This window comes from Streptosporangium vulgare (genome assembly GCF_042428775.1).
Lineage (GTDB): Bacteria > Actinomycetota > Actinomycetes > Streptosporangiales > Streptosporangiaceae > Streptosporangium > Streptosporangium vulgare.
Genome location: NZ_JBHMBS010000030.1, coordinates 36,911 through 61,768, shown reverse-complemented (window position 1 = coordinate 61,768; position 24,858 = coordinate 36,911). Strand labels below are relative to the sequence as shown.

The 24,858-nt window shown below is 72.9% G+C and carries 18 protein-coding genes; 9 read left to right on the top strand and 9 right to left on the bottom strand.

The genetic code is table 11. From position 1 onward, the window contains the following. Positions 1-46: 46 nt before the first annotated feature. From ACFFRH_RS37195 to ACFFRH_RS37175, 5 genes are all read right to left on the bottom strand, one after another. Complete coding sequence (locus ACFFRH_RS37195; RefSeq protein WP_386162255.1) at positions 47-1,297, bottom strand: enolase C-terminal domain-like protein; 1,251 nt, start codon at positions 1,295-1,297, stop codon at positions 47-49. 74 nt (positions 1,298-1,371) lie between these two features. Next, positions 1,372-3,312, bottom strand: coding sequence for a heparinase II/III domain-containing protein (locus tag ACFFRH_RS37190; RefSeq protein WP_386162253.1), 1,941 nt, complete (start codon positions 3,310-3,312; stop codon positions 1,372-1,374). Between the two features lie 49 nt (positions 3,313-3,361). Continuing rightward, positions 3,362-4,246 (bottom strand): carbohydrate ABC transporter permease, encoded by an 885-nt coding sequence (locus ACFFRH_RS37185; RefSeq protein ID WP_344746546.1) that lies wholly within the window; start codon positions 4,244-4,246, stop codon positions 3,362-3,364. Beyond that, positions 4,243-5,202 carry a carbohydrate ABC transporter permease gene (locus tag ACFFRH_RS37180; RefSeq protein WP_344746545.1) on the bottom strand — a complete coding sequence of 320 codons (960 nt, stop codon included), beginning with the start codon at positions 5,200-5,202 and terminating at the stop codon, positions 4,243-4,245. The genes ACFFRH_RS37185 and ACFFRH_RS37180 overlap by 4 nt, the downstream gene beginning before the upstream one ends. Continuing rightward, positions 5,202-6,569, bottom strand: a complete 1,368-nt coding sequence (locus ACFFRH_RS37175; protein ID WP_344746544.1) for an ABC transporter substrate-binding protein — start codon at positions 6,567-6,569, stop codon at positions 5,202-5,204. The genes ACFFRH_RS37180 and ACFFRH_RS37175 overlap by 1 nt, the downstream gene beginning before the upstream one ends. A 163-nt stretch (positions 6,570-6,732) precedes the next feature. Between ACFFRH_RS37175 and ACFFRH_RS37170 the strand changes: the two genes are divergently transcribed. Then, positions 6,733-7,782, top strand: a complete 1,050-nt coding sequence (locus ACFFRH_RS37170; protein WP_386162250.1) for a hydroxyacid dehydrogenase — start codon at positions 6,733-6,735, stop codon at positions 7,780-7,782. Between the two features lie 102 nt (positions 7,783-7,884). Here the strand turns inward: ACFFRH_RS37170 and ACFFRH_RS37165 are convergent, their stop codons facing one another. From ACFFRH_RS37165 to ACFFRH_RS37155, 3 genes are all read right to left on the bottom strand, one after another. Beyond that, complete coding sequence (locus ACFFRH_RS37165; RefSeq protein ID WP_344746542.1) at positions 7,885-10,740, bottom strand: glycoside hydrolase family 9 protein; 2,856 nt, start codon at positions 10,738-10,740, stop codon at positions 7,885-7,887. A gap of 69 nt (positions 10,741-10,809) precedes the next feature. Further along, positions 10,810-12,021 carry a Gfo/Idh/MocA family protein gene (locus ACFFRH_RS37160; protein ID WP_386162248.1) on the bottom strand — a complete coding sequence of 404 codons (1,212 nt, stop codon included), beginning with the start codon at positions 12,019-12,021 and terminating at the stop codon, positions 10,810-10,812. After that, entirely contained in the window at positions 12,018-12,776 is a 759-nt protein-coding gene (locus ACFFRH_RS37155; RefSeq protein ID WP_386162246.1) for a sugar phosphate isomerase/epimerase family protein, read from the bottom strand. The genes ACFFRH_RS37160 and ACFFRH_RS37155 overlap by 4 nt, the downstream gene beginning before the upstream one ends. 116 nt (positions 12,777-12,892) lie before the next feature. On the opposite strand from ACFFRH_RS37155, the gene ACFFRH_RS37150 reads away from it, so the two are divergent. The 8 genes from ACFFRH_RS37150 (at position 12,893) to ACFFRH_RS37115 (ending at position 22,989) form a co-directional block, all read left to right on the top strand. Continuing rightward, the gene (locus ACFFRH_RS37150; protein ID WP_344746540.1) at positions 12,893-13,978 is read left to right on the top strand and encodes a substrate-binding domain-containing protein; all 1,086 of its coding nucleotides are present in this window, start codon (positions 12,893-12,895) and stop codon (positions 13,976-13,978) included. Continuing rightward, positions 13,971-14,855: an NAD-dependent epimerase/dehydratase family protein gene (locus tag ACFFRH_RS37145; protein WP_344746539.1), complete on the top strand. Its 885-nt coding sequence runs from the start codon at positions 13,971-13,973 to the stop codon at positions 14,853-14,855. Before ACFFRH_RS37150 ends, ACFFRH_RS37145 begins: the two co-directional genes overlap by 8 nt. A gap of 119 nt (positions 14,856-14,974) precedes the next feature. Beyond that, the gene (locus ACFFRH_RS37140; protein ID WP_344746538.1) at positions 14,975-17,401 is read left to right on the top strand and encodes a GcvT family protein; all 2,427 of its coding nucleotides are present in this window, start codon (positions 14,975-14,977) and stop codon (positions 17,399-17,401) included. A 101-nt stretch (positions 17,402-17,502) separates the two neighbouring features. Then, the gene (locus ACFFRH_RS37135) at positions 17,503-18,723 is read left to right on the top strand and encodes a sarcosine oxidase subunit beta family protein (protein ID WP_344746537.1); all 1,221 of its coding nucleotides are present in this window, start codon (positions 17,503-17,505) and stop codon (positions 18,721-18,723) included. Positions 18,724-18,736: 13 nt separating this feature from the next. Then, on the top strand, positions 18,737-19,015 hold the full coding sequence (locus ACFFRH_RS37130) for a sarcosine oxidase subunit delta (RefSeq protein ID WP_344746536.1): 279 nt from the start codon (positions 18,737-18,739) through the stop codon (positions 19,013-19,015). After that, the gene (locus ACFFRH_RS37125) at positions 19,012-19,224 is read left to right on the top strand and encodes a hypothetical protein (protein WP_344746534.1); all 213 of its coding nucleotides are present in this window, start codon (positions 19,012-19,014) and stop codon (positions 19,222-19,224) included. Before ACFFRH_RS37130 ends, ACFFRH_RS37125 begins: the two co-directional genes overlap by 4 nt. Next, positions 19,221-22,277 carry a 2Fe-2S iron-sulfur cluster-binding protein gene (locus tag ACFFRH_RS37120; protein WP_344746533.1) on the top strand — a complete coding sequence of 1,019 codons (3,057 nt, stop codon included), beginning with the start codon at positions 19,221-19,223 and terminating at the stop codon, positions 22,275-22,277. The genes ACFFRH_RS37125 and ACFFRH_RS37120 overlap by 4 nt, the downstream gene beginning before the upstream one ends. 157 nt (positions 22,278-22,434) lie before the next feature. After that, complete coding sequence (locus tag ACFFRH_RS37115; protein WP_344746532.1) at positions 22,435-22,989, top strand: sarcosine oxidase subunit gamma; 555 nt, start codon at positions 22,435-22,437, stop codon at positions 22,987-22,989. A 128-nt stretch (positions 22,990-23,117) separates the two neighbouring features. On the opposite strand, the gene ACFFRH_RS37110 is transcribed toward ACFFRH_RS37115, so the two are convergent. Beyond that, positions 23,118-24,557, bottom strand: a complete 1,440-nt coding sequence (locus tag ACFFRH_RS37110) for an MFS transporter (RefSeq protein WP_386162242.1) — start codon at positions 24,555-24,557, stop codon at positions 23,118-23,120. Between the last annotated feature and the right edge of the window lie 301 nt (positions 24,558-24,858).

Below are 24,858 nucleotides of genomic sequence, written 5' to 3'. Positions count from 1 at the left end.
GGGCCCTTCTCTCGTTGCGGGGGTACGACCTGAGCCGCCCGGTGGGTCAGGGGGCTTCGAGCCCCCCGTCGGGCCTGCGGACCCGGGCGGCCCACCGTTCGTGCATGTGCGTCGAGGGCGGGTACCTCGCGGCCTGGACCTCGTCGAGCTCGATTCCCCAGCCCGGCGCGTCCGACGGGTACAGGTGGCCCCGCCGGATCACCGGTGTCCCAGGGAACACGTCGTGGACGGCGTCGGCGTACACGTGGCCCTCCTGGATCCCGAAGGCCGGGGTGGTCACGTCCAGCGCGATGTTGGCGGCCATGCCGACGGGGGAGACGTCGGCGGGGGAGTGCCAGGCGGTGCGTACCGCGGCGAACTCGCACAGGGCCACCAGAGCGCTCGCCGGGGTGAGGCCGCCGATCGCCGACAGGTGCAGCCGCAGCAGGTCCACCCCGCCGCCGAGGACCAGCCGCGCGGCCTCGGTGGCCGAGGTGAGCAGCTCGCCGGCCGCGATGGGCACCGGGGACGCGGCGCGGATCTCCGGCAGCCGGTCGAAGAACTCGGGCGCGACCACGTCCTCCAGGAAGAACAGCCGGTACGGCTCCAGCGCCCGCGCCAGCGTCACGGCCTGCTTGGGCGTGAGCCGGGAGTGGACGTCGTGCAGCAGCTCCACCTCCTCGCCCAGCTCCTCCCTGGCCCGGCGGAACAGCTCCGGCGTGGCGCGCAGGTAGTGCTGGACGTCCCACCCGTCGGGATGGGGCGCGCCGGGGTACCCGCCTCCCGCGCGGGGCGTGCCGTAGGAGCCGAACCCGGGCTGCGCCGTCTGCAGCCGCACGTGCGTGACGCCCGTCTCCATGATGGCCCTGGCCTGGTCGAGGGTCTCCGGGATCGTGGCGCCCCCCGCGTGCAGGTACACCGGGGCGGCCGTGCGGACCCGCCCGCCGAGCAGCTCGTACACCGGCATGCCCGCGCGCCGGCCCGCGATGTCCCACAGCGCCATGTCGACACCGGAGATGGCGTTGTTGCCGACCGGCCCGTCCCGCCAGTACGACGAGAAGTGCAGCATGCGGAAGATGTCCTTGATGTCGGCCGGGTGCCGTCCGATCAGCATGGGCGCGAGATGGTGTTCGACGGCGCTCGCCACCGCGTGGAACCGCTGGGTGAACGTCGCGCAGCCCAGCCCGTACAGGCCCGGTTCCGAGGTGTCCACGCGCACCACGACGAGCGGCACGCCGCCGGGGGCGGTGACGACAGGCCGCACCGAGGTGATGCGCAGGCCGTCGCGGGCGGGCCAGGGACTCTGCGTCTCGGGCATCGGGACGCCCGGGGTGCTTGGGCCGCTCGGGCCGCTCGGGGACCCCGGGTCGCCCGGGAGGTTCGGGACGGGGGTCACGGGGCGGCTCCGGGTTTCATGACCAGGCGGGCGGTTCCCGACGCGCGGGGCGTCGTGGCGCGCAGGACGATCCGGTGCAGGTGGTCGCCCCACACGCCGGACAGCTTGGGGTCGTCGAGCGGCAGGCGCTCGACGTCGGCGGTGAACGCGTCCGGATCGTAGTGGACGAGCAGCGGGCGCGACCGTCCCGCGACGGAGACCAGGCCGGGTGAGGCGTCGATCTCGCCGTGCGCCATCAGGCACAGGGCCAGACTCGACGGAGGCCGCCGCAGCTCCCAGCGGTCCTCGACGGTCACCGCGGGGTCGTCGCCCCGCCCGAGCCGCAGGGTGCGGCGCCACTCACGGACACCGGCCTCCTCGGGCCAGGCGGGGGCCAGGTCGAGGGAGAGCTCGGCCCGGTCGCCGGCCAGCGCGCAGGAGACGTCGCGGGCGCGGTGCTCCGGGCCCGCGGCCTGCATGACGCCGTCGACCTCGGGGAGGTTGTGGTACGAGCTCCGCATGGTCCAGATGCCGTACCGGCCGGGGCCGAACGTCCGCGCGGTGTACTCACCCACTCCCGCGTCGACCAGCACCGGCCGGCCGTCCAGCGCGACGATGAACGACCCGACGTCGTTGTGGTTGTGGCTCTCCGCGTTGTGGCCGCCCTTGGCGGCGAGGAACAACCCGTCAGGCGTTCCGCGCCGCTCCCGCGCGACCATCACCTGCACCGACGGCAGCCAGACCTGCCCGACGTACGGCGCCTCGGCCGGGGCCGCGTCGCGCCATCCGGCGTCGAACAACCCGGCCAGCGTCCGGCCGAGGCCGACCTCCTGGTGGACGACCGGCGGCCCGGTCCGGCGCGTCGCGCGGGCGTGCGCGACGACGTCGCCGTCGCCGGTCAGCAGGCCGGCCCGGTACGGGATGTCCAGCGCCGTCTGGTCGGGCAGATGCGCCCCGCCGTCGGCGAAGTTGACGTACCAGTCGCCGCCGATGTGCATCCGGTGCAGGTAGGCGACCATCTCCCTGACGACGGGGACGGCGAACGCGTCGAGCCGGCCGCCGCTCGCCGAGCGCAGCGTCTCCAGGCTCTCGGCCAGGCACGCGCCGGCCCGCCACCAGTACGACACGCCCTCCTCGCACCCGCCGTCGGGCCCGTACCCGGCGACGAAGCCGTCCAGCCCGCGAACCGCCCTGGCGACCGTCTCCAGCATCGCCTCCCGGCTCTCGGACAGCAGGAGCGCGCAGGTGAGGATGTTGGAGTGGATCCACGGGTTCCAGTTGTTGACCGGCCGGACCTCGTCGTCGTACCAGTGCCAGTGGCGGGCGAGGTAGGGGGTGAGGAGCCGGTGGCGCACCTCCTCGCGAAGCCTCCGGCGCACCACGGCGGAGGGCGCGTCCAGTGCGGCGCCCGCCACCAGATCGGTCCAGGCGAGCAGGGCCGCGGTCTCGGCGGCGAACAGGTCGACGAAGGGCCGTCGCGGGTCGGGCAGCTCGCCCCCGTCCTCGCGGGCGAACTCCTCGTGCGCGGGCAGGCACCAGGTGCTCTCCTCGCACAGCAGCCAGACGCCGTCGCGCACCTCGTCCAGCCACCGCGCGTCCCCGGTCACCCCGGCGGCCAGTACGGCGGCCGCGAGCCTGCGCCGCCGTTCGAAGTAGGGCCGCTCGAAGCCGGCGCGGTCGCCCGTCCGGGCGTAACCGGCGAACAGGCTCGCGGGCAGGGCGGGCCAGGGGACGGCGGCCGCGCGCCGGGCCTGCTCGACCAGGCTCCGCCGGGTGGCCGGCTCGATCCGTTCCCAGGCGGGGTCCCCCAGGACGGGGAAGGGGCGCCACGCGCCGGGCTCCGGCAGGTGGGCGGCGAGCTCGCGGGGTGAGAGGACCCGCTCCAGCGGGCGGTCGGTCTCGACGGGGCTCAGGCGGTCGACAGGTTTCGGCGGGTGGCCTGCTTCGGAGGGAGTCACGCGGTCGACGGCTTCCGGTGGACGGCCTGCTTCGGGGGGAGCCATGCGGTCACCCCTTCAGCCCGGTGAAGCCGATCCCGCGTACGATGTGCCGCTGGAAGATCAGGAAGATCAGCAGCGGCGGGACCGTCGCGATGAGGAGCCCGGCCACGAGCAGGGCCGGATCCGCGGCCTGCGCCAGGCGGGGCAGCGCCACCGCGATGGGCTGGGCCCGCGGGTCGGTGATCGCGATCAGCGGCCACAGGAAGTCCTTCCAGGCGTTCATCACGGCGAACAGCGAGATGACGGCCAGGATCGGCGCGGACATGGGCAGCACGATCCTGCGGAAGACCGTCCAGGCTCCGGCCCCGTCCACCCGGGCGGCCTCGAAGAGCTCGCGCGGGATCGCGTCGAAGAACTGCTTGGCGAGCAGGATGTTGAACGCGTGCGCCCCGGCGGGCAGCCACACCGCGAGCGGCGTGTTGGCGATGGAGACGTTCAGGCCGGGCAGGTCGAGGATGGTCAGGTAGAGCGCGACGAGGGTGACCGTGGCGGGCACGAACAGCGTGACGAGGAACGCGCCGTAGACATAGCGGCCGTACCAGGGCCGGATCACCGACAGCGCGTACCCGGCGGTGGTGGCGATGACGAGCTGGGTGAACCACGACCCCGCCACCAGCACGACCGTGTTGAGCAGATAGTGCCTGATCTCCAGGGTGGTCCAGGCGTCGGTGAAGTTCTCCCACCTGGCCTGGGACGGCCACAGCGTCAGGGGGTCGCCCAGCAGGTCGGCGGTCGAGGACACGGCCGCCTTGAAGGTCCACAGCAGCGGGCCGAGTCCGGCGAGCAGCAGGCCCGCCAGGAGCAGCACGTGGGTGACCCGCCACCCCGTCCCGGTGGCGGGCTTGCGCCAGTCGGCCTGCGAGAGCACGCCGCGGCCGGGGGAGGTCGTCATCGGGCCCCCCATCCTCTCGTCAGTCGCAGGTAGAGCGCCGACACGACGGCGAGCACGCAGGCGAGCAGGACGCTCAGCGCGGTCGCGGTGCCGTAGTCGCCGAACAGGAACGCGTAGCGGTAGATCATCAGCAGCACGGTGACGGTCGCGTTCTCCGGCCCGCCGTCCGTCATGACGTACGGCTCGGTGAAGACCTGCAGGCAGCCGATGATCTGCAGCAGGAGCAGCACCAGGATCACCCCGCGCAACTGCGGCAGCGTCACGTGCACGACGCGCCGGGTGACCGAGGCGCCGTCGGTCTCGGCGGCCTCGTACAGCTCCCTGGGCACCCCGGACAGCGCGGCCAGATAGATCAGCACGGCCCCGCCCGCGCCCGCCCAGGTCGCCTCGATCACCAGGCTCGGCATCGCCCAGCCGGGTGACTGCAGCCACGGGTAGGGGCCGAGGCCGACCAGCCCCAGCAGGCCGTTGACCAGGCCGGAGTCCGGGTCGTAGAACAGCTTCCACAGCAGGACCGACACCACCGGCGGCACGATGACCGGCAGGTAGACCAGCACGCGCGCCAGCCCGCCGAAGCGCCGCAGCTCGGAGATGAGCACGGCCACCGCGAGCGGTCCCGGCAATCCGATCAGCAGCGACAGCACGGTGTACCAGAGGGTGTTCAGCAGCGCGGTCGGCAGCAACGGGTCGGCGAACAGGATCTCGAAGTTGCGCAGTCCCACCCAGACCGGCGGGTCGACCAGGTTGGTCTGCTGCAGGGAGAGCACCACGCTGCGGCCGATCGGCCACCAGGCGAAGAAGGCGAAGCACAGCAGCGCGGGGAGCAGGAACACCAGCCCGGCCAGGGCGCGCCGGTCGCGGTCGGAACGCCCGGCCCGGCCCCCGGCGCCGCGCCCGCCGGACCTCGCGGCGGGCGCGGCACCGGCCGGGGGCGGCGCGGTGGTGAGGGCGGGCATCACCGCTGCTTCTGGAGGATGGCGTTCACCCGCGCCTCGGCGTCGGCCAGGAGCTTGGCCGGGTCGGCGTCCTTCCGGGTGAGGACGGCCTGGGCGACGGGGTCGAGGGCCGCGTATATCTCCTGGCTGGCGACCTGCGGTTCGGGGGTGAAGGTGAAGGCGTCCAGCGACTTCACGTAACCGGCGAAGTTCTCCGCGGGCACGTTGGCGTGCGGGGTGATCGCCTCCCTGACCTTGTCGGCGGTGGCCTGGTCGAAGATGGGCAGGACCGGGACGCCGACCGGGGTGCCGTCGGCGGCGGCGGCCTTGGCGTTGGCGACGGCGGCCTCGGTGTCGAAGTTCGGCCGCAGGTAGCGGAACCGGATCCACTTGACGGCCGCGGCCCGCTGCTCGGGTGTGGCCTTGACGTTGACCAGGTGGATCGTGCCGCCCACCAGCGTGGCCGACCCGGCGCCCTGGGGCATGGGGCCGCCGCCGAAGTCCTCCGGCTTGCCGCCGTTGGTGAGGTAGGTGGGGTAGATGTCGGAGGGGGAGGTGACCCACATCCCGACCTTCCCCGCGGAGAACTGGGCGATCAGGTCCTCCTGCTTGCCCAGCACGTTGCCGCCCATCGAGTCGTCCTCCCAGCGCATCGCCCGCCAGCGGTCGAGGACGCCGCGGGCCGCGGTGTCGTTGAAGGACGCCGCCCACTTCCCGGGCTGCGTCTCCTTGATCATCGACCCGCCCTCGCTGTAGGTGTAGGCCGTCAGGTGCCACCCGCCGCTGTTGTTGGTGGTGATCTCCCCGAAACCCACCGCGCCCGTCTTCTCGGAGATCTGCCTGGCGTACGCGCGCACCTCGTCCCAGGTCGCCGGGGGCTTGTCCGGGTCCAGCCCGGCCTTGGTGAACAGGGAGCGGTTGTAGGCCAGGCCGAGGGCGTACGCCTTCTCCGGCAGGCCGTACGTGGCGCCGTCCTTGGTGAGGTACGACATGATGTCGGGGTTCAGCGCGCCGAACTCGGTGAGGGCGGTGGCCTCTTTCGTGATGTCGGCGACCTGCCGCCGCTCGATCAGCCCGGCCGGTTCGGTGAGCGGGACGCGCAGCACGGTCGGCGCGCTCCCCGCGGCGAGCATGGGGGCGAACGTCTTGACGTCCCAGGGCAGGTCGGAGCCCGTCACCTTGATGTCCGGGTTGGCCCGCTCGAACGCCGCCACCTGGTCCTTGAAGAGCTTGAGCGCCTTGGCGTTGGTCGCGGCCGGCATCCCCATGACGGTGATGGTGGTCACGCCGCCCACCTGGGGAGCGTCCTCCTGGGCGCAGCCCGCCGTGCTCGCCGCGAGCGCGAAGACGAGAGCGCCGGCATTCAACCTGCGGAACTGGGATTTCATCCTGTACCTCCATGAACGGAAGCTCGCCGCCCGGGACCGAAGATGACATCGGTGTGACGCCGGGGTGCGCATCCGGTTACGTCCTGGCCATAGTGGTCGGGCATCACACAAAAGACAAGACCTATGAAACATAAGTTTCTAAGTTGTATATTTTGTGTCGCAAGTGCTCAGTTCCTTGACCCGGCAGGAGCTCATCGCAGTGACCCAGCGGCCCGAAGCGCTCATCGTCATGGCGCCGGAGACCTATCGGCAATTGTTCGACGACGCGCGCCGTGAGCGCCTCGCACGCCTGGCCAGGACGGGTACGCCGCTGTGGGCGACGGAGCTGCGGTCGGCGGCCGTACGGGAGCGGCTGGCCGAGGTGGAGGTCCTCATCACGGGATGGGGCTGCCCCCCGCTCACGGCCGAGGTGCTGGCCGGAGCGCCACGGCTGAGGGCCGTCCTCCACGCGGCGGGCACCGTGAAGGAGCACGTCACCGGCGCCTGCTGGGAACGCGGGCTCGTCGTGACGTCGGCGGCGAGGGCGAACGCGATCCCCGTCGCGGAGTACACGCTGGCCGCGATCCTGATGGCGGGCAAGCGGGCACACCGGTTCGCCGCCGCCTACCGCCACAGCCCGGGGACGTGGGAGCCCTGGCGCGACGCCGTGCCCGACCCCTCCAACTACCGGCGCACGGTCGGCATCGTCGGGCTGTCCAACGTGGGCCGCAGGGTGGCCGCGCTGCTGCGCGCGTTCGACGTCACCGTGCTCGCGGCCGACCCGCACGCCTCGGCCGCGAGCGCCGCCGCGCTCGGCGCGTCGCTGGCCGACCTCGACACCCTGCTGCGGCGCAGCGACACGGTGACCCTGCACGCGCCGCAGCTCCCGGAGACGCGGCACCTGCTGGACCGGCGGCGGCTCGCCCTGTTGCGCGACGGCGCCGTCGTGATCAACACCGCCAGGGGCGGGCTGATCGACACCGCGGCCCTCACCGAGGAGTGCGCCGCGGGGCGGCTGGACGCCGTCCTCGACGTCACCGACCCCGAGCCGCTCCCCGCCGGCTCGCCGCTCTACACGCTGCCCAACGTCGTGCTCACCCCGCACATCGCCGGGGCGCTCGGCTCGGAGACGTACCGGCTGGCCGACGCGGCGCTGGACGAGCTGGCGTGCTTCGCGGAGGGCAAGGCGCCGCTGCACGCGGTGGACGGCGCCGACCTGCCGAAGATCGCCTGAGCGCCTGAACGCCCGGTGTTCGAACGCCTGGGCACCGGAGCGCCCGGGTCTCCGGGCGCCGTCTCCCGGCGGGCGGGCCCCCGCCGGGAGACGGCGGGCGGGTCAGTTCACCGTGGGACCGGTCTGCGGGGCCGTCCTCACCAGGGGTGAGGTCGTGTCGGTGGTCCGTACGTAGGAGGAGTGCACCCCCTTGGGCAGCCAGACCTTCAGGCGGTACGCCTTGCCGTCGGTGTAGGTGGTGTCGGACGGGGTGACCTCGGCCATCCGGCGGACGACGCCGTCGAGGACGAGGTCGACGGAGAACGGCGGCCGGTTGTCGGCGTCGGTGTAGGTGGCGGTGTAGGTGAACGCCGTGGTGGCGGTGCCGGTCGCGGGGCTGAGGGCCACCCCGCTCAGCGTCGGCGCGGTGCCCTCCGGCTTGCCGGTGAAGGAGACGTCGTCGACGTGCACCTCGCCGTCGGCGTCGGCGGTCTGCTGGAGCCAGATCTCCATCTTGACCTTGGACTTGTCCATCAGCGGGAACGCGTTCAGGTCGAAGTCGTAGGTCGTCCAGGTGCTCGGCACGGTCAGCGGCGCCGTCCCCGAGACCCGGTAGCCCTTCGTGCCGTCGTTGAGCGCGACCCACATCCGCGCCCCCGGCGACGGGCTCTTCATCACGACGGTGAGATAGCGGTAGCCGGAGGCGTCCACGCTGTGGTGCCAGGGCTGGAACTTCGCCTGGGAGGAGGCCGACGCCGGGTTCTGGAAGAACCGGCCCGCGGTGCGCCCGTCGATGGTCTGTTTGGTGTAGATCCCGATACCGGCCTGGTTGTTCCACCAGTTGACCCACGCCATGTTCTGCGAGCCCCAGACCCCTCCTCCGCCGAAGTCGTCGTAGAGCAGCGGCGTCTGCGGGGTCGGCGGCGGGGGCGCCACCGTGAGGTGGGTGGAGGAGTAGGTGTGCGCGCCGTTCGTCTGCGTCCCGCGCACGTCGACCCGCCGGTTGGTGTACGGCGTGACGCCGTCGACGTTGACCGTGCCGGTGTGGACGCCGTTCACCAGGGGCATCGGCGTGTGCTCGGGCCCGAGGTCCGCGCCGCTCAGCGCGGCGGCCGGCTGGGCGAAGACCGTGACGTCGCCGGTGACGAGGTCGCCGATGACCGGGGAGGTGACGGGCAGCCTGACGGGGGACTGGGCGGCGCTGCTCGGGGCGCCGTTCGACCTGATCAGACCCATGATCGTGTACAGCAGCCCGGCCTGGATGCTGATGCTGTACTCGTTGTAGCGCCACTGCTGGGCGCTGTCCTGCCACATCGGCCGGTCCTGGTACCACGGGCTCGCGCTCCTGGGGTCCTGCGGGTCCCTGGCGTTGGGCCCGCTCACCATCGCCCCCGGCACCACCACGCCGGTGCCGGTCTGGTCGTCGGCCTCGGCGTCCAGCCTGGTGTGCAGGAACTTCACGTGCCTGGCCCCGACCCCGGACACCCAGCTGGTGTTCCACGGGTTGGCGCCGAACACCCAGTACGTGCCCTTGAGCACCGCCCGCAGCACCCGCTGGTCCCCGAACAGCTCGTAGTAGCGCATCATGTCGCCGAGATAGGAGACGTGCGGCTCGTTCACGCCGAAGTTCTTGAACTGGTTGAGCACTCCGTACGGCGTGTCGTCGGCCATCGACAGGAAGAACTCCACCTGCCGGGTCAGCAGGTCCTTGATCTTCTGCTTGGTCGCCGTGTCCGCCACCGGGTGGAACTCGGCCATCGACAGCGGCCGCAGGTCCCAGTAGTTGGTCGAGGCCAGGTCGTCGAAGGTGAGGGCGCCGATCTTGGCGGTGGCGGCCTGGCCGTACGACGCCTCCCCGGTGAGCAGGAACAGCTCGACCTCGGCGAAGAGCATCGAGTTGGACAGCCCGCCACGGGTGGAGTAGGAGCCGATCGGGGCGTCGGGGTGGGCGGCGGCGTAGTCGTGGAAGGTCCTGGCCGTCTCCTCGCACAGCTGGGCGAACGCCTGGAAGTCCGCGACCTTGCCTGCGGCGATGGCTCCCGTGCTCAGGGCGCCCTCGACGGCACGGGCGGTGGCCGCGAGCGCGCCGGCGGCCTTGGCGGAGCCGCCCACGCCGAGCCCGCTGATCCTGCGGTCGTCGGAGGTGCCGGAGACGTTGTCGGTCTGCGCCTCCGGGGGGTCGAAGGTGCCGTTGCCCCGCACGTCGTACATCGCGCCGTCGGCGACGGCGGCCATCTTGACCAGGTACTCCGCGCCGAACCTGGCCTCGTCCAGCAGGTCGGGCACGCCGTTGCCGTCGTTGTCGAACCGCACCGGCGCGGCGCCCTGGTTGCGGAGGTAGGCCAGGGCGATCTCGCCGCCCACCCACTGGTTGCCGCCGTACTTGCCGTAGTCCCCGGCGTCGTACCAGCCGCCGGTCAGGTCGTGGTGGGCGGTGCCGTCCTCGGAGGCCGCGTCGTCGAGGTGCCCGGCGCCGTGAAAGACCTTGGCGGAGGGCGCCACGCTGCTGTAGCCGGGCGGGTAGACCGAGGAGGTGGCCACCGAGGCGCGCTGGATCCGGTAGAACGCCGTCATCTCGTCCTTGTAGCCGTCCCATATGTCGTTCGCGACGTCGAACGGCGGCGAGGAGACGCCGTTGACCCGGAGGGTGTATCCGGTGCCGGGCTGGGTGAGGGCGGTCAGCTCCACGCTGTAGACCCGCCTGCCCCACACGACCCCGTGGTCGGCCAGGACGCAGCCCGGCAGGACCACGGCGCCGCCGCGCACGACCTCGCAGGTCCAGGGGGAGAGCTTGTCGGTGGCCACGACGTAGCCGGCCTTGTAGGAGCCGGAGCTGTATCCGGCCTGGCTGACGGCGACCTGCTCGACCGTCCCGGCGGCCCGCGCCGGGAGGGCGGGCAACAGGGCGGCCAGCAGGGCGACGACCGCGACCGGCAGCAGGCGCCGGAGTGTTCGAGCGTGCGGGGGGAGGGACATCATGGGCTCACGCTCCTTCCATCTGGCTCATGTTCATACACACGAAACCAGATGGCAAGAAGTGTGAAATATTTAGATAGTCATGTTTGCTTCTTGTGCCATTGGTGTCGCGATCCGCGGATCCCACCCCTCCGGGAGCGGGTCCGGTCGCGGGCAGGTGGAGGTGACGTCGACGAACTCGCCCCGCTCGGCGGACTCGCCGATCGAGGTCATCACGTCCAGCACGTGCAGCCCCAGCTCACCGCTCGCCCGGTGCGGGCGGCCCCGCCTGATGGCGACCGCCATCTCGGCGACGCCGACGCCGCGCCCGGTGACCGTCCCGGGCACCGGCAGCGCGCTCCACTCGGTCTCGCCCGCCCGGCGCGACCGGAGCGGGCCGCCGAAACCGTTCGGATTCGGCCCGGCGACGGTGGCCTCGGCGCAGGTGAACTCCAGGAAGTCCTGACGGCCGAGCGGCGAGTCGAAGCTGAAGACCGTGGTGGCGACCGCGCCGGAGGCGAACTCCAGCAGCGCGGTCACGTGCGTGGCGACCTCCACCGGGAAGCTCGTGCCCGCACGCGGCCCCGCGCCGATGACCCGCCGGTCGAGCGACCTGCCCGACATCGCCGTGACGCGGGCCACCGGCCCCAGCGCGGCGACCAGGGCCGTCAGGTAGTACGGCCCCATGTCGAACAGCGGCCCGCCGCCCCGGCGGAAGAGGAACTCCGGATCGTGGTGCCAGCGCTGTGGCCCCGGCCCCTGCATCAGGGCCACCGCCGAGAGCGGCCGGCCCGCGCCGCCCTCCGCGAGCAGCCGGAGCATCGCCTGCAGGCCCGCGCCCAGGAAGGTGTCCGGCGCGCTCCCCACCCGCACCCCCGCCAGGCCGGCCGCCGCGAGCAGCCGTCGCGCGGACTCGCGGTCGAGCGTGAGCGGCTTCTCGTTGTAGACGTGCCGGCCCGCGGCGACCGCGGCCCCGGCGACCTCGGCGTGCGCGGCCGGGACCGTCAGGTTCACCACCAGCTCGACCTCGGGCAGCCCGAGTACCTCCCCGGGATCGCCCGCGTGCGCGACACCGTGCTCGGCCGCCGCGGCCTCGGCCCTGGAGCGGTCGAGATCGGCGCACGCCACCACGCGTACGGCGGGGTAGGCCGTGAGGTTGCGCAGGTACTGCCCGCTGATGACGCCGCAGCCCACCACGGCCACGCCGACCGGGCCATCGGTGACGGGCCCGCCACCTCGTACGCCGCGTGCGCTCCCGATGTCACCGGTGTCCCTGAGGTCACCGGTGTCGCTCACGCCGCTCATGCCGGGAGTCCGGCGAGGCCGGTGAGCCCGGAGAGGTAGCGCCGCGACCGGGCCAGCGCGTCCAGCATGTCGCCGTCGCAGCGGTCGAGCTCCACGATCCGCCACGCCCCCGGGGGGGCCGCCGCCAGGATGGCGGGGATCGGCAGCGTGCCCGAGCCGACGGCGGTCATGGGCGCGTCGACCGTGCCGGGGCCGTCCTTGACGTGCAGGTGGGAGACCCGCTCTCCCAGCCGCCCGAGCAGTTCCGGCACGTCGGCCCCGCCCATGTGGGCCCAGTAGACGTCGATCTCCAGCAGCGCCTCGGGCTCCAGCAGGTCCGCGAACAGCTCGAACGCGGGACGCCCCGCCACGACCTGGGCGAACTCCCAGTGGTGGTTGTGATAGCCGAGCCTCAGCCCCGCCCCGGCCGCCCATCTCACGGCCTCGTTGACACGGCGGGCACTGTCCTCGACGCTCGCCCGGTCGGCGAACCCCTCCGCCGCGATCGCCGGGATGACGACGGTGTCCGTGCCGATCGCCCGCGCGGCGGCGGCCACCGCGTCTCTGCGCTCGTCGAGCAGCGGGCCGTGCAGGGACGATACGGTGAGCCCGGCCGAGGCCAGCGCGTCGCGGAAGGCGTGCGGGTCGTCACCGACCAGGCCCGCGGTGGGCTCCACGGCGCGGAACCCCATCTCGGCGACGGACCGCAGGGTCTCGGCCGGGCGCGTGGCGATCTCGGTGCGAACGGAGTAAAGCTGTACAGCGGGAACAGGCACGAACAACCCCTCATAACTTTACATTTTGGCGCATTTATGTTACGAATACTTTTCGTTAGTGGTCAATAGTTTCAATCAGATGAGCGATTCCACGCCTCGGCGACAGGGGGTCACAGGTGCTGAGTGCTGAGCGAAGGTCGCGGATCCTGGAGTCCGCGCAACGTGAGGGAGCCGTCCGCGTCTCCCAGCTGGTCGGCGAGCTGGGCGTCTCGCACGTCACGGTCCGGCGGGACCTGGAGGCCCTCATCTACGACGGCATCCTGGAGAAGGTCCGTGGCGGGGCGATGCTCAGGCACACCGCCGCCGAGCCCGCGTCCCCGGGCCAGGGCGCGGGGGGCACCCCGGCGCCCCACCGCACGCTGGGCGTGCTGATCCCGGCCGCCTACTACTTCCGCCGCGTGGTCGACGGCATCCGGTCGGTCACCGCCGGCACGGGCGGCGACGTCCGCCTCCTGCTGTCGAACTACGACCAGGCCGAGGAGCCGAAGCTGGTGGCCGAACTGGTCTCCACCGGGTGCGCCGGGCTCCTGCTCGCCCCGTCGGTGGGCGGGGACGACCGCGACGCCCTGGCCTACCTCGACGACGTGCCCGTCCCCGTCGTGCTCATCGAACGCGCCGCGCCCGGCGAGGAGCTGGGACGGTTGTCCACGGTGCGGTCGGCGCACGAGCGGGGGGTCGCCAGCGCCATGCGCCACCTGCGGGACCTCGGGCACACGCGGGTCGCGCTGATCAGCCGGGGCGACTCCCAGAGCGCCGTCTTCGTCCGCCGCGGCTGGGCCGACGCGATCGCCAGGCACGGCATGGACGCCGACGTGCCCAACATCACCGGCGAGCGGCTGGGCACCGGCCCGGCCTGGGAGCCGGGCGGTCCGGCGGCCGTGCTGGAGGAGCTGACCGCGGCCCGGGTGACCGCCCTGCTGTGCCACGGCGACGAGGACGCCCTGGTCCTGCTGCAGCACGCGCGTACCCACGGCGTCTCGATCCCGGGGGACCTGTCGCTGGTCGCCTACGACGACGAGCTGGCCGGTCTGGCCGATCCCCCCCTGACGGCGGTCGCCCCGGGCAAGGAGCAGGTGGGCGTCGTCGCGACCCGGCTGCTGTCCGACCTGATCGAGGGTCGGCTGGGCGAGACGCCCGTGCACATCCAGATCGAGCCCCGGCTGCACATCCGCCAGACCACCGCCCGGGCCCGCAATGCCTGACCGGGTGCTGGTCACCGGCGCGGCGGGCCACGTCGGGCGCGCGGTCCTCGCCCTTCTCGCCCGGGAGAACGTGGCCGCGACCGCCCTCGTACTCCCACCGGGGGACGGGGTGCCGGGCGGGCAGCTCGACGGCGAGCTGCCCGCCGACCGGATCGTGGTCGGCGACGCCCGTGACCCGGCCGCCGTGGCCGAGGCGATGAAGGGCGCCGACGGCGTCGTCCACCTCGCCGCGCTGCCCTCTCCCCGCCTGGGCACGCCGGAGGACGTCTTCACCGGCAACGTGCGGGCGACCTTCGTCGTGCTGGAGGAGGCGGGCCGCCGGGGGGTGGGCAACGCGGTGATCGCGAGCAGTTACGCGATCGGCGGGCTGCCGTTCGCGGTGCGGCCGGTGTCGCCGCCGTACCTGCCGGTCGACGTCGCCACGCCGTTGCGGATCACCGACCCGTACGCGCTGTCCAAGCAGGCGGACGAGGCCACCGCGGCGATGATGGCCCTGCGCCACGGGATGACCACGGTCGCCCTGCGGCTCCCCTTCGTCGGCGACGCGGTCCACCGGCTGCCGGAGACGGCGGCCCGGTACGCCCGCAGCCCGCAGGCGGGCGCGGCCGACATGTGGAGCTACCTCGACATCCGCGACGCCGCCCGCGCCCTCCTGCTGTCGCTGTCGGTCACCGTCCCCGGTTCCCACGTGCTGTACGTCGCCGCGCCGGAGACCCTCTCCCCGCTGCCCACCGAACGCCTTCTCGACCTCTGTCACCCCGGGGTTTCCCGGCGGCGCCGCTTTCCCGGCCGTACCGTGCCGATCGACCTCGAACCCGCGTCGGCCCTGCTCGGTTTCACGGCACGGCACATCCACCCGGTGCCCGCCGAGGACTGACCACCGGCTGGTCCCCCCGCGAACGACCGTCGGCCCGTCCTTGACAGTGTTGTCGACGGGAGGACAATCTGTTGCGGGAAGCGCACTTCGTTTCGGAATGCGCAACGACGGAGGTGGGTATGGCGGGCCGACGCGTCGTCATCATCGGAGCCGGGGTCGTCGGGGCGGCCCTCGCCGACGAGCTCTCCGCCAGGGGCCGGGACGACATCACCGTCGTCGACCAGGGCGCCGTGCCCGCCACCGGGGGATCGTCCTCCCACGCGCCGGGCCTGGTGTTCCAGACCAACCCGTCCAAGACCATGGCGGAGCTGGCCCGCTACACGGTCGGGAAACTCGTCGCCCTCGACTGCTTCCTCCAGGTGGGCGGGCTGGAGGTGGCCACCACGCCCGAGCGGCTCGCCGAGCTGCACCGCCGCCACGGCTGGGCGACCTCCTGGGGGATCGAGGCGCGCCTGCTCACCCCCGGGGAGTGCGTGGAGCGCCACTCCCTGCTCGACGGGGACAGGGTCCTCGGAGGGCTGTTCGTCCCCACCGACGGCCTGGCGAAGGCCGTGCGCGCCGTCGAGGTCCAGCTGGCCCGCGCCCGGGAGCGGGGCGTGCGCGTCCTCGACCGGCACGAGGTGCTGGACATCCGCGTCGAGGACGACCGGGTCACGGCCGTCGTCACCGACCGGGGCGAGATCCCCGCCGACCTCGTGGTCTGCTGCGCCGGAATCTGGGGCCCCAAGGTCGCGGGCATGGTCGGCATGACACTGCCGCTCACCCCCCTCGCCCACCAGCTCGCCTGGACCGGCCCGGTCCCCGCGCTCGCCGGGCAGGCCGAGGAGGCCGTCCGGCCGATCCTGCGCCACCAGGACGCCGACCTGTACTACCGGGAGCGGTTCGACCGGCTCGGCATCGGCTACTACGGCCACCGCCCGATGCCGATCACCGCCGAGGAGATCCTCCCGATCGCCGACGCCGAGGTCATGCCGTCGGTGCTGCCGTTCACCGACGACGACTTCGCCCCCGCCTGGGCCGAGACGAAGGCGCTGCTGCCCGCCACCGGGAAGGCCGGGCTCGAAGCGGGGATCAACGGCCTGTTCTCCTTCACCACCGACAACATGCCGTTGCTCGGGCAGTCGCGCGACGTGCGGGGCTTCTGGGTGGCCGAGGCCGTGTGGGTCACCCACTCGGCGGGGGTGGGCCGCGCGATGGCCGAGTGGCTGACCGACGGCCACTGCTCGTCCTTCGACCTGCACGAGTGCGACGTCAACCGGTTCGAGGCCCACCAGCTCGCCCCCGAGTACGTCCGCACCCGCGACTGCCAGAACTTCGTCGAGGTCTACGACATCATCCACCCGCTCCAACCGGCCGAGAACCTGCGCCCGCTGCGCACCAGCCCCTTCCACACCCGCCAGCGTGAGCTGGACGCGTACTTCCTGGAGGCCGCCGGCTGGGAGCGCCCCCAGTGGTACGGCGCCAACGCGCCCCTGCTCGACGGCCGTGACATCCCCCGTCCCAACGACTGGGCCGCCCGCCACTGGTCGCCGATCGTCGGCGCCGAGGCCCAGATCTCGCGCGAGACCGTGGCCCTGTACGACATGAGCGCGCTCAAGCGCATCGAGGTCGCGGGCCGCGGGGCGGCCGCCTTCCTCCAGCGGATCTCCACGGGCGACGTCGACAAGTCCGTCGGCTCGGTCACGTACTGCCTGCTGCTCGACCACGACGGCGGCATCCGCAGCGACGTCACGGTGGCCCGGCTGGGACGTGACCTGTTCCAGGTCGGCGCCAACGGCAACCTCGACCTCGACTGGCTGCACCGCCACCTGCCCGGCGACGGGTCGGTCACCGTCACCGACCTCACCCCCGGAACCTGCTGCGTCGGCGTCTGGGGACCCCTCGCCCGCGAGGTCGTGGCCCCGCTCGCCGGACCCGCCTTCGGGCCCGGCGGCTTCCGCTACTTCCGCGCCGCGCGGGCGTACGTCGGCACCGTGCCCGTCACCGCGCTGCGGCTCTCCTACGTCGGGGAGCTGGGCTGGGAGCTCTACACGACGGCCGACATGGGCGCGAAGCTGTGGGACACCCTCTGGGAGGCGGGCCAGGAGCACGGGATCATCGCGGGGGGCCGCGGCGCCTTCAACAGCCTGCGGCTGGAGAAGGGGTACCGGTCCTTCGGCGCCGACATGACCTATGAGCACGACCCCTACGAGGCGGGCCTCGGTTTCGCCGTGCGCAAGGCGGACAGGGGCGACTTCATCGGCCGCGCGGCCCTGGCCGAGCGCGGCACGGCCCCCCGGCGCAGGCTCACCTGCCTCACCGTCGACGACCCCGCCGCCGTGGTCATGGGCAAGGAGCCGGTGTACGACGGCGCGTCACCCGTCGGATACGTCACCAGCGCCGCCTACGGCTACACGATAGGCAAGGGCATCGCCTACGCCTGGCTGCCCGCCGGGCTGTCCGTGCCGGGCAGGGAGCTGCACATCGGCTACTTCGACCGGCGGGTGGCCGCCGTCGTCGCCGAGGAACCGCTGTACGACCCGGCGATGGAGCGCCTGCGTGGCTAGCCGGCCGCCGGGACGCCGTGACGGAAGGGCACGCCGATGAGCCCCCTGACGCCGGGATCGGTGGCGCCGGAGTCCGCCGGCGGGATCGAGAAGGGACGACGATGAGCACCGAGGCGCTGCCCGAGCACCCCGACCGGCTGTGGAGCAGTCCCGAGCCGAGGTCCTCCTACGACGTGGTGATCGTCGGCGGCGGGGGCCACGGCCTGGCCACCGCGTACTACCTGGCCAAGAACCACGGGATCACCAACGTGGCCGTGCTGGAGAAGGGCTGGCTGGCGGGCGGCAACATGGCCCGCAACACCACCATCATCCGGTCCAACTACCTGTGGGACGAGAGCGCGGGCATCTACGAGCACTCGCTCAAGCTGTGGGAAGGGCTGGAGGAGGACCTCGGCTACCCGATCCTGTTCAGCCAGCGTGGCGTGCTCAACCTCGCGCACAGCCTCCAGGACGTCAGGGAGAGCGTCCGCCGGGTCAACGCCAACCGCCTCAACGGCGTCGACGCCGAATGGCTCGGCCCCGAGGAGGTGAAGGAGGTCTGCCCGATCGTCGACGTCTCGCCCGACGCGCGCTACCCGGTCCTCGGCGCCACCTACCAGCCGCGCGCGGGAATCGCCAAGCACGACTACGTGGCCTGGGGATTCGCCCGCGCCGCCGCGGCGATGGGCGTCGACCTGATCGAGCACTGCGAGGTCACCGGCATCGACGTCGTGGACGGGCGGGTGGAGGCCGTACGCACCACCAGGGGCCGCATCGCCGCGGGCAGGGTCGCGATGTGCGCGGCCGGGCACTCCTCGGTCGTCGGACGGATGGCGGGGGTGGAGCTGCCGGTGCAGAGCCACCCGCTGCAGGCCCTGGTCTCGGAGCTGCTGGAGCCCGTGCACCCTACTGTGGTCATGTCCAACGCGGTGCACGTCTACGTCAGCCAGGCCCACAAGGGCGAGCTGGTCATGGGGGCGGGCATCGACGCGTACAACTCCTACCGGCAGCGCGGCGCGTTCCACATCATCGAGCGGCAGATGGCGGCGGCGCTGGAGCTGTTCCCCGTCTTCGCGCGGGCCCACGTGCTGCGTACCTGGGGCGGGGTGGTCGACGTCACCCCCGACGCCTCGCCCGTCGTCGGGCTCACCCCCGTCGACCGCCTCTACGTCAACTGCGGATGGGGGACCGGCGGCTTCAAGGCCACCCCGGGCGTCGGATGGTGCTACGCGCACACGATCGCCCACGGCGAGCCGCACCCCCTCAACGCCGCCTTCACGCTCGAACGATTCACCACCGGCGCGCTCGTGGACGAGCACGGCGCCGCCGCGGTGGCCCACTGAAGGAGCCCGACCGATGCTGCTGATCCCCTGTCCGTGGTGCGGTCCACGGGACGAGGCCGAGTTCCACTACGGAGGGCAGGCCGAGGTCGCCTATCCCGGCGACCCCGCCGCGCTCTCCGACGAGGAGTGGGCCCGGTACCTGTTCTTCCGCGACAACCCGAAGGGGCCGTTCGCCGAGCGCTGGCAGCACGCGGCCGGATGCCGACGCTGGTTCAACGCGATCCGCGACACCGCCACGAACGAGTTCCACGCCGTCTACCGCGTGGGCGAGCCAAGGCCGGTGGTCGCGTGAACCGCCGGACGAACGGCGCGGCGGACCACCCGCGGCTCCCGGGCGGCGTGAACGTCCGGGCCACCGGCGACACGGTTCGCCCGGCCGCCGGGGACACGCATGTCAAGGCCGTCGGCGACGCGGCTCGCCTGGCCGTCGGCGACACGGTTCGCCCGGCCGTCGGCGGCGCGGGCGTTCCGGCCGACGGCGAGAGAAGGGCGCGCCGGTGAGCGGGCAGCCGTTCCGCCGGGAGGGCCGTCGCGGGGAGGTGCTGCCGTTCCGGTTCGACGGCCGCGACTACGAGGGGTACCGGGGCGACACGCTCGCCGCCGCGCTGCTCGCCAACGGCGTCCGTACGGTCGCGACGAGCGTCACGCTGGGGCGCCCCCGAGGGATCTTCGCCGCCTGGACCGAGGAGCCCAACGCCGTCGTCCAGATCGAGCACCCCTTCCCCGAGCCGATGCTCCAGGCCACCGTCGTCGAGCTGTACGCGGGACTGGTGGCCACCGGTCTGCCGGGCAGGGGCAGGCTCGCCGCCGAACCCGACCCGGCGCGCTACGACGGCGTGTACGCGCACTGCGACGTCCTGGTGGTCGGCGCGGGCCCGGCGGGCCTGGCGGCGGCGACCGCCGCGGCCGGGTCGGGCGCCCGGGTGATCCTCGCCGACGACCGGCCCTCGCCCGGAGGCAGCCTGCCCGACACCGGCGAGACCGTCGACGGCGTACCGGGCACGACGTGGGCCGCCACCGCGCTGGCCGAGCTGGAGAGCCACCCGGAGACGCGAGTCCTCACCCGTACCAGCGTGTTCGGCTACTACGACGACAACTACCTGGTCGCCGTGGAGCGCAGGGGAGAGGACGCCTCCTCCCGCGAGCGCGTCTGGCGCATCCGGGCCCGCCGCGTCGTCCTCGCCACCGGCGCGCACGAGCGCTCGATCGCCTTCGCGGGCAACGACCTGCCGGGCGTCATGCTCGCCGGTTCGGCACGCGCGTACGCCAACCGGTACGGGGTCCTGCCCGGCCGCCGCGCGGTGGTGTTCACCACCGGGGACAGCGCCTACGCCGCGGCCCGTGACCTGGCCGCCGCGGGCGTCGAGATCGCCGCCGTCGTGGACACGCGTACCGGCGGCACCCCGGGCCGGGACGGCTCGGGCCGCTCGGGCGCGCCGGGTGGCCCGGACGGTCCGGACGGTCCGGACGGCTTGGACGGCCTGGACGGCCTGGACGGTCCGGGTGGCCTGGACGGTTTGGGCGGGGCCGAGGTGCTCACCGGTCACTTCGTCACCCGAGTGAACGGCGAGCACGGCGTCACCTCCGTGACCGTCTCGGAGAGACCCGTCGCGGGCGGTACGCCTCCCGGGACAGCTGCTTCCGGGACGGCTCCTTCTGGGGCGGTCCACTCCGGGATGACCGGTTCCGGGGCGGCCGGTTCCGGAACGCCCGCCTCTGCGGCGGCCGGTTCCGGGACGCACGGTTTCGGAACGGCCACTTCGGGGACGCCCGCTCCCGGCGGGCGCGAGATCGAGGCCGACCTGCTGCTCGTCTCGGGCGGCTGGAACCCCGCCGTCCACCTGTTCAGCCAGGCGGGAGGGACGCTCCGCTACGACGAGGTGCTCGGTTCCTTCGTCCCCGGGAGCACCCGCCAGGCCGTCGAGGTCGCCGGGGCCGCCCGGGGGCTTCTCACCCTGGCCGCCTGCCTGGAGGACGGCACGGCCGCCGGGGCGCGGGCCGCCGGGGCGGCCGGCCTCCGAACCCCTCACACCCCCGGCGCGTCCGTCAGGAAGCCCACCGGGACCACCCCCGCCGAGCACGTGTGGCTCGTCCCCGCCGACGACTACCGGACCCACTTCGTCGACCTGCAACGCGACGTCACCGTCGCCGACGTGATGCGCGCCACCGGGGCCGGGCTCCGCTCGGTCGAGCACGTCAAGCGCTACACCACCGCCGGGACCGGGCACGATCAAGGCAAGACCTCCGGCGTGCTCACCGGCGGTGTCGTCGCCCACGCCCTCGGGATGGACGTCGCGGAACTCGGCACCACCACCTTCCGCGCGCCCTACCTGCCCGTCTCCTTCGCGACCCTCGCCGGGCGCGACAGGGGAGCGCTGCACGACCCCGTCCGGGTCACCGCGCTGCACGAGTGGCACGTGGCGTACGGGGCGCCGTTCGAGAACGTCGGCCAGTGGAAGCGGCCCTGGTACTACCCCCGTGAGGGCGAGGACATGGAGGCGGCCGTCCTGCGCGAGTGCCGGGCCGTGCGGGAGGCCGCCGGAGCCATGGACGCCTCCACGCTCGGCAAGATCGACATCCAGGGACCGGACGCCGCGGAGCTGCTCGACCGGCTCTACACCAACATGATGAGCACCCTCAAGGTCGGCTCGATCCGCTACGGCGTGATGTGCCGCCCCGACGGCATGGTCTTCGACGACGGCACGGTGATCCGCCTGGCCGAGGACCGTTTCCTGGTGACGACCACCACCGGCAACGCCGCCGCCGTCCTCGACTGGATGGAGGAGTGGCTGCAGACCGAGTGGCCCTCGCTGCGGGTCTACTGCACCTCGGTCACCGAGCAGTGGGCGACGGTCGCGCTCGCCGGGCCACGCTCCCGCGAGGTGCTGGCCGGACTCGCCCCCGAACTGGCCGTGGACAACGCGAGCTTCCCGTTCATGACGTGGCGCGACACCCGGGTGGCGGGCCTCGACGCGCGGGTGTGCCGGATCAGCTTCTCCGGCGAGCTGGCGTACGAGATCAACGTCAGCGCCTGGGACGGGCTCGCCCTGTGGGAGGCCGTCCAGGCCACCGGCGCGGTCACCCCGTACGGAACCGAGACCATGCACGTGCTGCGGGCCGAGAAGGGCTACCCCATCGTGGGCCAGGACACCGACGGCACGGTCACCCCCGCCGACCTCGGCATGGAATGGGTGGTGTCCAAGAAGAAGGCCGACTTCCTCGGGAAGCGTTCCTTCGCCCGCGCCGACACCGCCAGGCCCGACCGCAAGCACCTGGTCGGCCTGCTGCCGCTCGACCCGGACGTCCTGCTGCCCGAGGGCTCCCACCTGGTGGCCGCCGACCGGCTGCCCGAGCCGCCGGTCCCCATGCTCGGCCACGTCACCTCCAGCTACCGCAGCGCCGCGCTCGGCAGGACCTTCGCCCTCGCCCTCGTCAGCGGCGGGCGCGAACGCGTCGGCGAGCGGTTGTACGTACCCGTCGGAGGGGAACTGCTGCCCGTCACCGTCACCCACCACGTCCTCTACGACCCCGAGGGAGCGCGCCGCGATGGCTGAGCCACCGGCCGGGACCCGGCCTGGCCCGTCGTACGGAGCGGAGCCGCCCGTGACGGAGCTCTCCAGTACGAAAGCACAGGAAACGAAAGCACCGGAAACGGAGCCGCGGGGACCGCGGACGTCCGGGCGGTCGAGCCCGCCGGCCCGGCTGGAGCCGGTGTCGGGCCCGGACCTCCGCGTCGCGGAACTGCCGTTCCTCACCCAGATCGACCTGCGGGTGGAGCCCGGGAGCGACACCGCCGCCGCCATCGCCCTCGCGCTCGGCGTGCCGCTCCCCACCGAACCCGGCACCTCCGCGAGCACCGCCGGCGACGTGCCGCCGTCCTCCACCTCCGCGAGTGGCCGCCAGGTGCTGTGGCTCGGCCCCGACGAGTGGCTGGTCGTCGGCCCTCCGGGCGACACGGGCCTGGAGGGCCGCCTGCGGGCCGCCGCCGGAACCGGCCACGCCGCCGTCACCGACGTCTCCGCCCAGCGGACCGTACTGCTCGTGACCGGCCCGAAGGCCCGCGACCTGCTCTCCCACGGCTGCGCCCTCGACCTGCACCCCCGCGTGTTCGGTCCCGGCCGCTGCGCCCAGACCATGCTCGCCCGCGCCCAGGTCGTCCTCACCGCCCGCGAGGACGACGGGTTCCACATCTTCGTGCGCTCGTCGTTCGCGGACTACCTCGCGGCCTGGCTGCTCGACGCGGCGGGGGAGTACCTGGGCGGTTGAGGTGATCGCCGGGAGCCTGGGCGGACACGACGGACGCAGCGGCTACGGCGTGACGTAGCGGACATGGCGGACACGCGGAAGGGCCGTCCCCGGCACGTGCCGGGGACGGCCCTCGAACGTGCGGAGACCTACCGGCCGGCCGCGGAGGCGGTCCTGGCCACCGGGGCGGGGGCGGCCGGAGCGTCGGGAGCCGGCTTGCGCACCGGCGGCAGGACGGTCGCGGAGATGATCGCGATGACCACGGAGAGCGCGGTGGAGAGCCAGAACGCCGTCTGGATCCCGTCGATGGAGATCCCCTGCCCGGTCCCGGCGGCCAGCGACGCCACCGCCACCGCGACACCGAGGCACAGTCCGACCCCGAGCTGGCGGTTCGAGTTGTAGAGGCCCGACGCCAGGCCCATCTGGGAACCGTCCACGCCGGACGTGGCCGCCACCGCGGTGCTGATCATCATGACCGTCACGCCGACGCCGATCAGGACGCCGCCGGGCAGCACGTTCACCAGGAACGAGCCGTCGGCGGGCGCGAGCGCCAGCACCAGTGAACCGGCCACCAGGAACAGGGCGCCGACGGTCAGCACCGGACGGGCCCCGATCCGCGCGGTCGTCCTCGCCACCGGCAGCGACGCCAGCACGACCACGAGGGCCTGCGGGAAGAACGCGATCCCGGTGAGAATGGCCGAGAGGCCCAGGATCTGCTGCATGTAGAGCGTGATGAAGAACGTCGAGATGGACATGACACCACCCGACAGGAACGCGACCAGGTTGCCGCCCGTAACCCCGCGGTTACGGAAGATCGAGAGCGGCACCAGCGGCGCGGACACGCGGGTCTGCACGAACAGGAACACGGCCAGCAGCGCGACACCCGCGATCAGCGGGATCAGCACCCCGGCGGTGCCCCAGCCCTCGTCGGACGCGATCGTCAGGGCGTAGGCGATCGCGCACATGCTCGCGGTCACCAGGACGGCGCCGGGCACGTCGATGCGCGCGGACCTCGTCCGCACGCTGTCGTCGTCGAGGCGGATCGCGGCGCGCACGACCATCGCGATGCCGACCGGGACGTTGATGAACATGACGGCCCGCCAGCCGAAGACCTCGGTCAGCACGCCGCCGGCGAGCACGCCGCCGGCGAAGCCCACCGAGGACACGGCGCCGAACACGCCCATGGCCTTGGCCCGAGGCTCACCCTCGGGGAAGTCCGCGCCGATCATCGCCAGCACGGCCGGAGCCACCGCCGCGGCCGAGAGACCCTGCAGGGCACGGGCGACGATCAGCACGATGGAGCCGGTCGCGAAGCCACCCACCAGGGACGCGATCGTGAAGATCGCGAGACCCCACACGAACATGCGCTTGCGGCCGATGATGTCGCCCACGCGCCCACCCAGCAGCAGGAAGCCGCCGTAGAACAGCGCGTACGCTCCGACGACCCAGGGCAGGGCGCCGGCGGTGAAGGACAGGTCGGTCCTGATCCATGGCAGAGCGACGTTCACGATCGCGAAATCGAGCGTCAGCATGAACTGGGCGAGGCACAGAAGAAGCAGCGGTGGTGGCTTCTTGACCTGAGAGTCCATGGTTTCCTTCTCCTGTTTCCTGGTACGGCTCAAGCTGTTGTCGGCGTCGTTTCCGGGCCGGATGAATTGGTGAGCGCCGAGGTCCAGGCCGGCTGGTTCGAGCGTCGTGGCCCGACGTCGCGAAGCCGGACGGCCGGGCTCGCCGGCCCGCCGTCGCGTCGCCCGCGGGAGAACGACGCCGGGAGGCCGGACGCCGAGGCGTATCAGATCTCCGAGCGCGTCACTCGCGCGCCGTGAAGCTCGGCGACGGCGACGCGATCGGCCTCCCGCCTGCGCGGATCGACGCCGGCGGGGCGCCGGA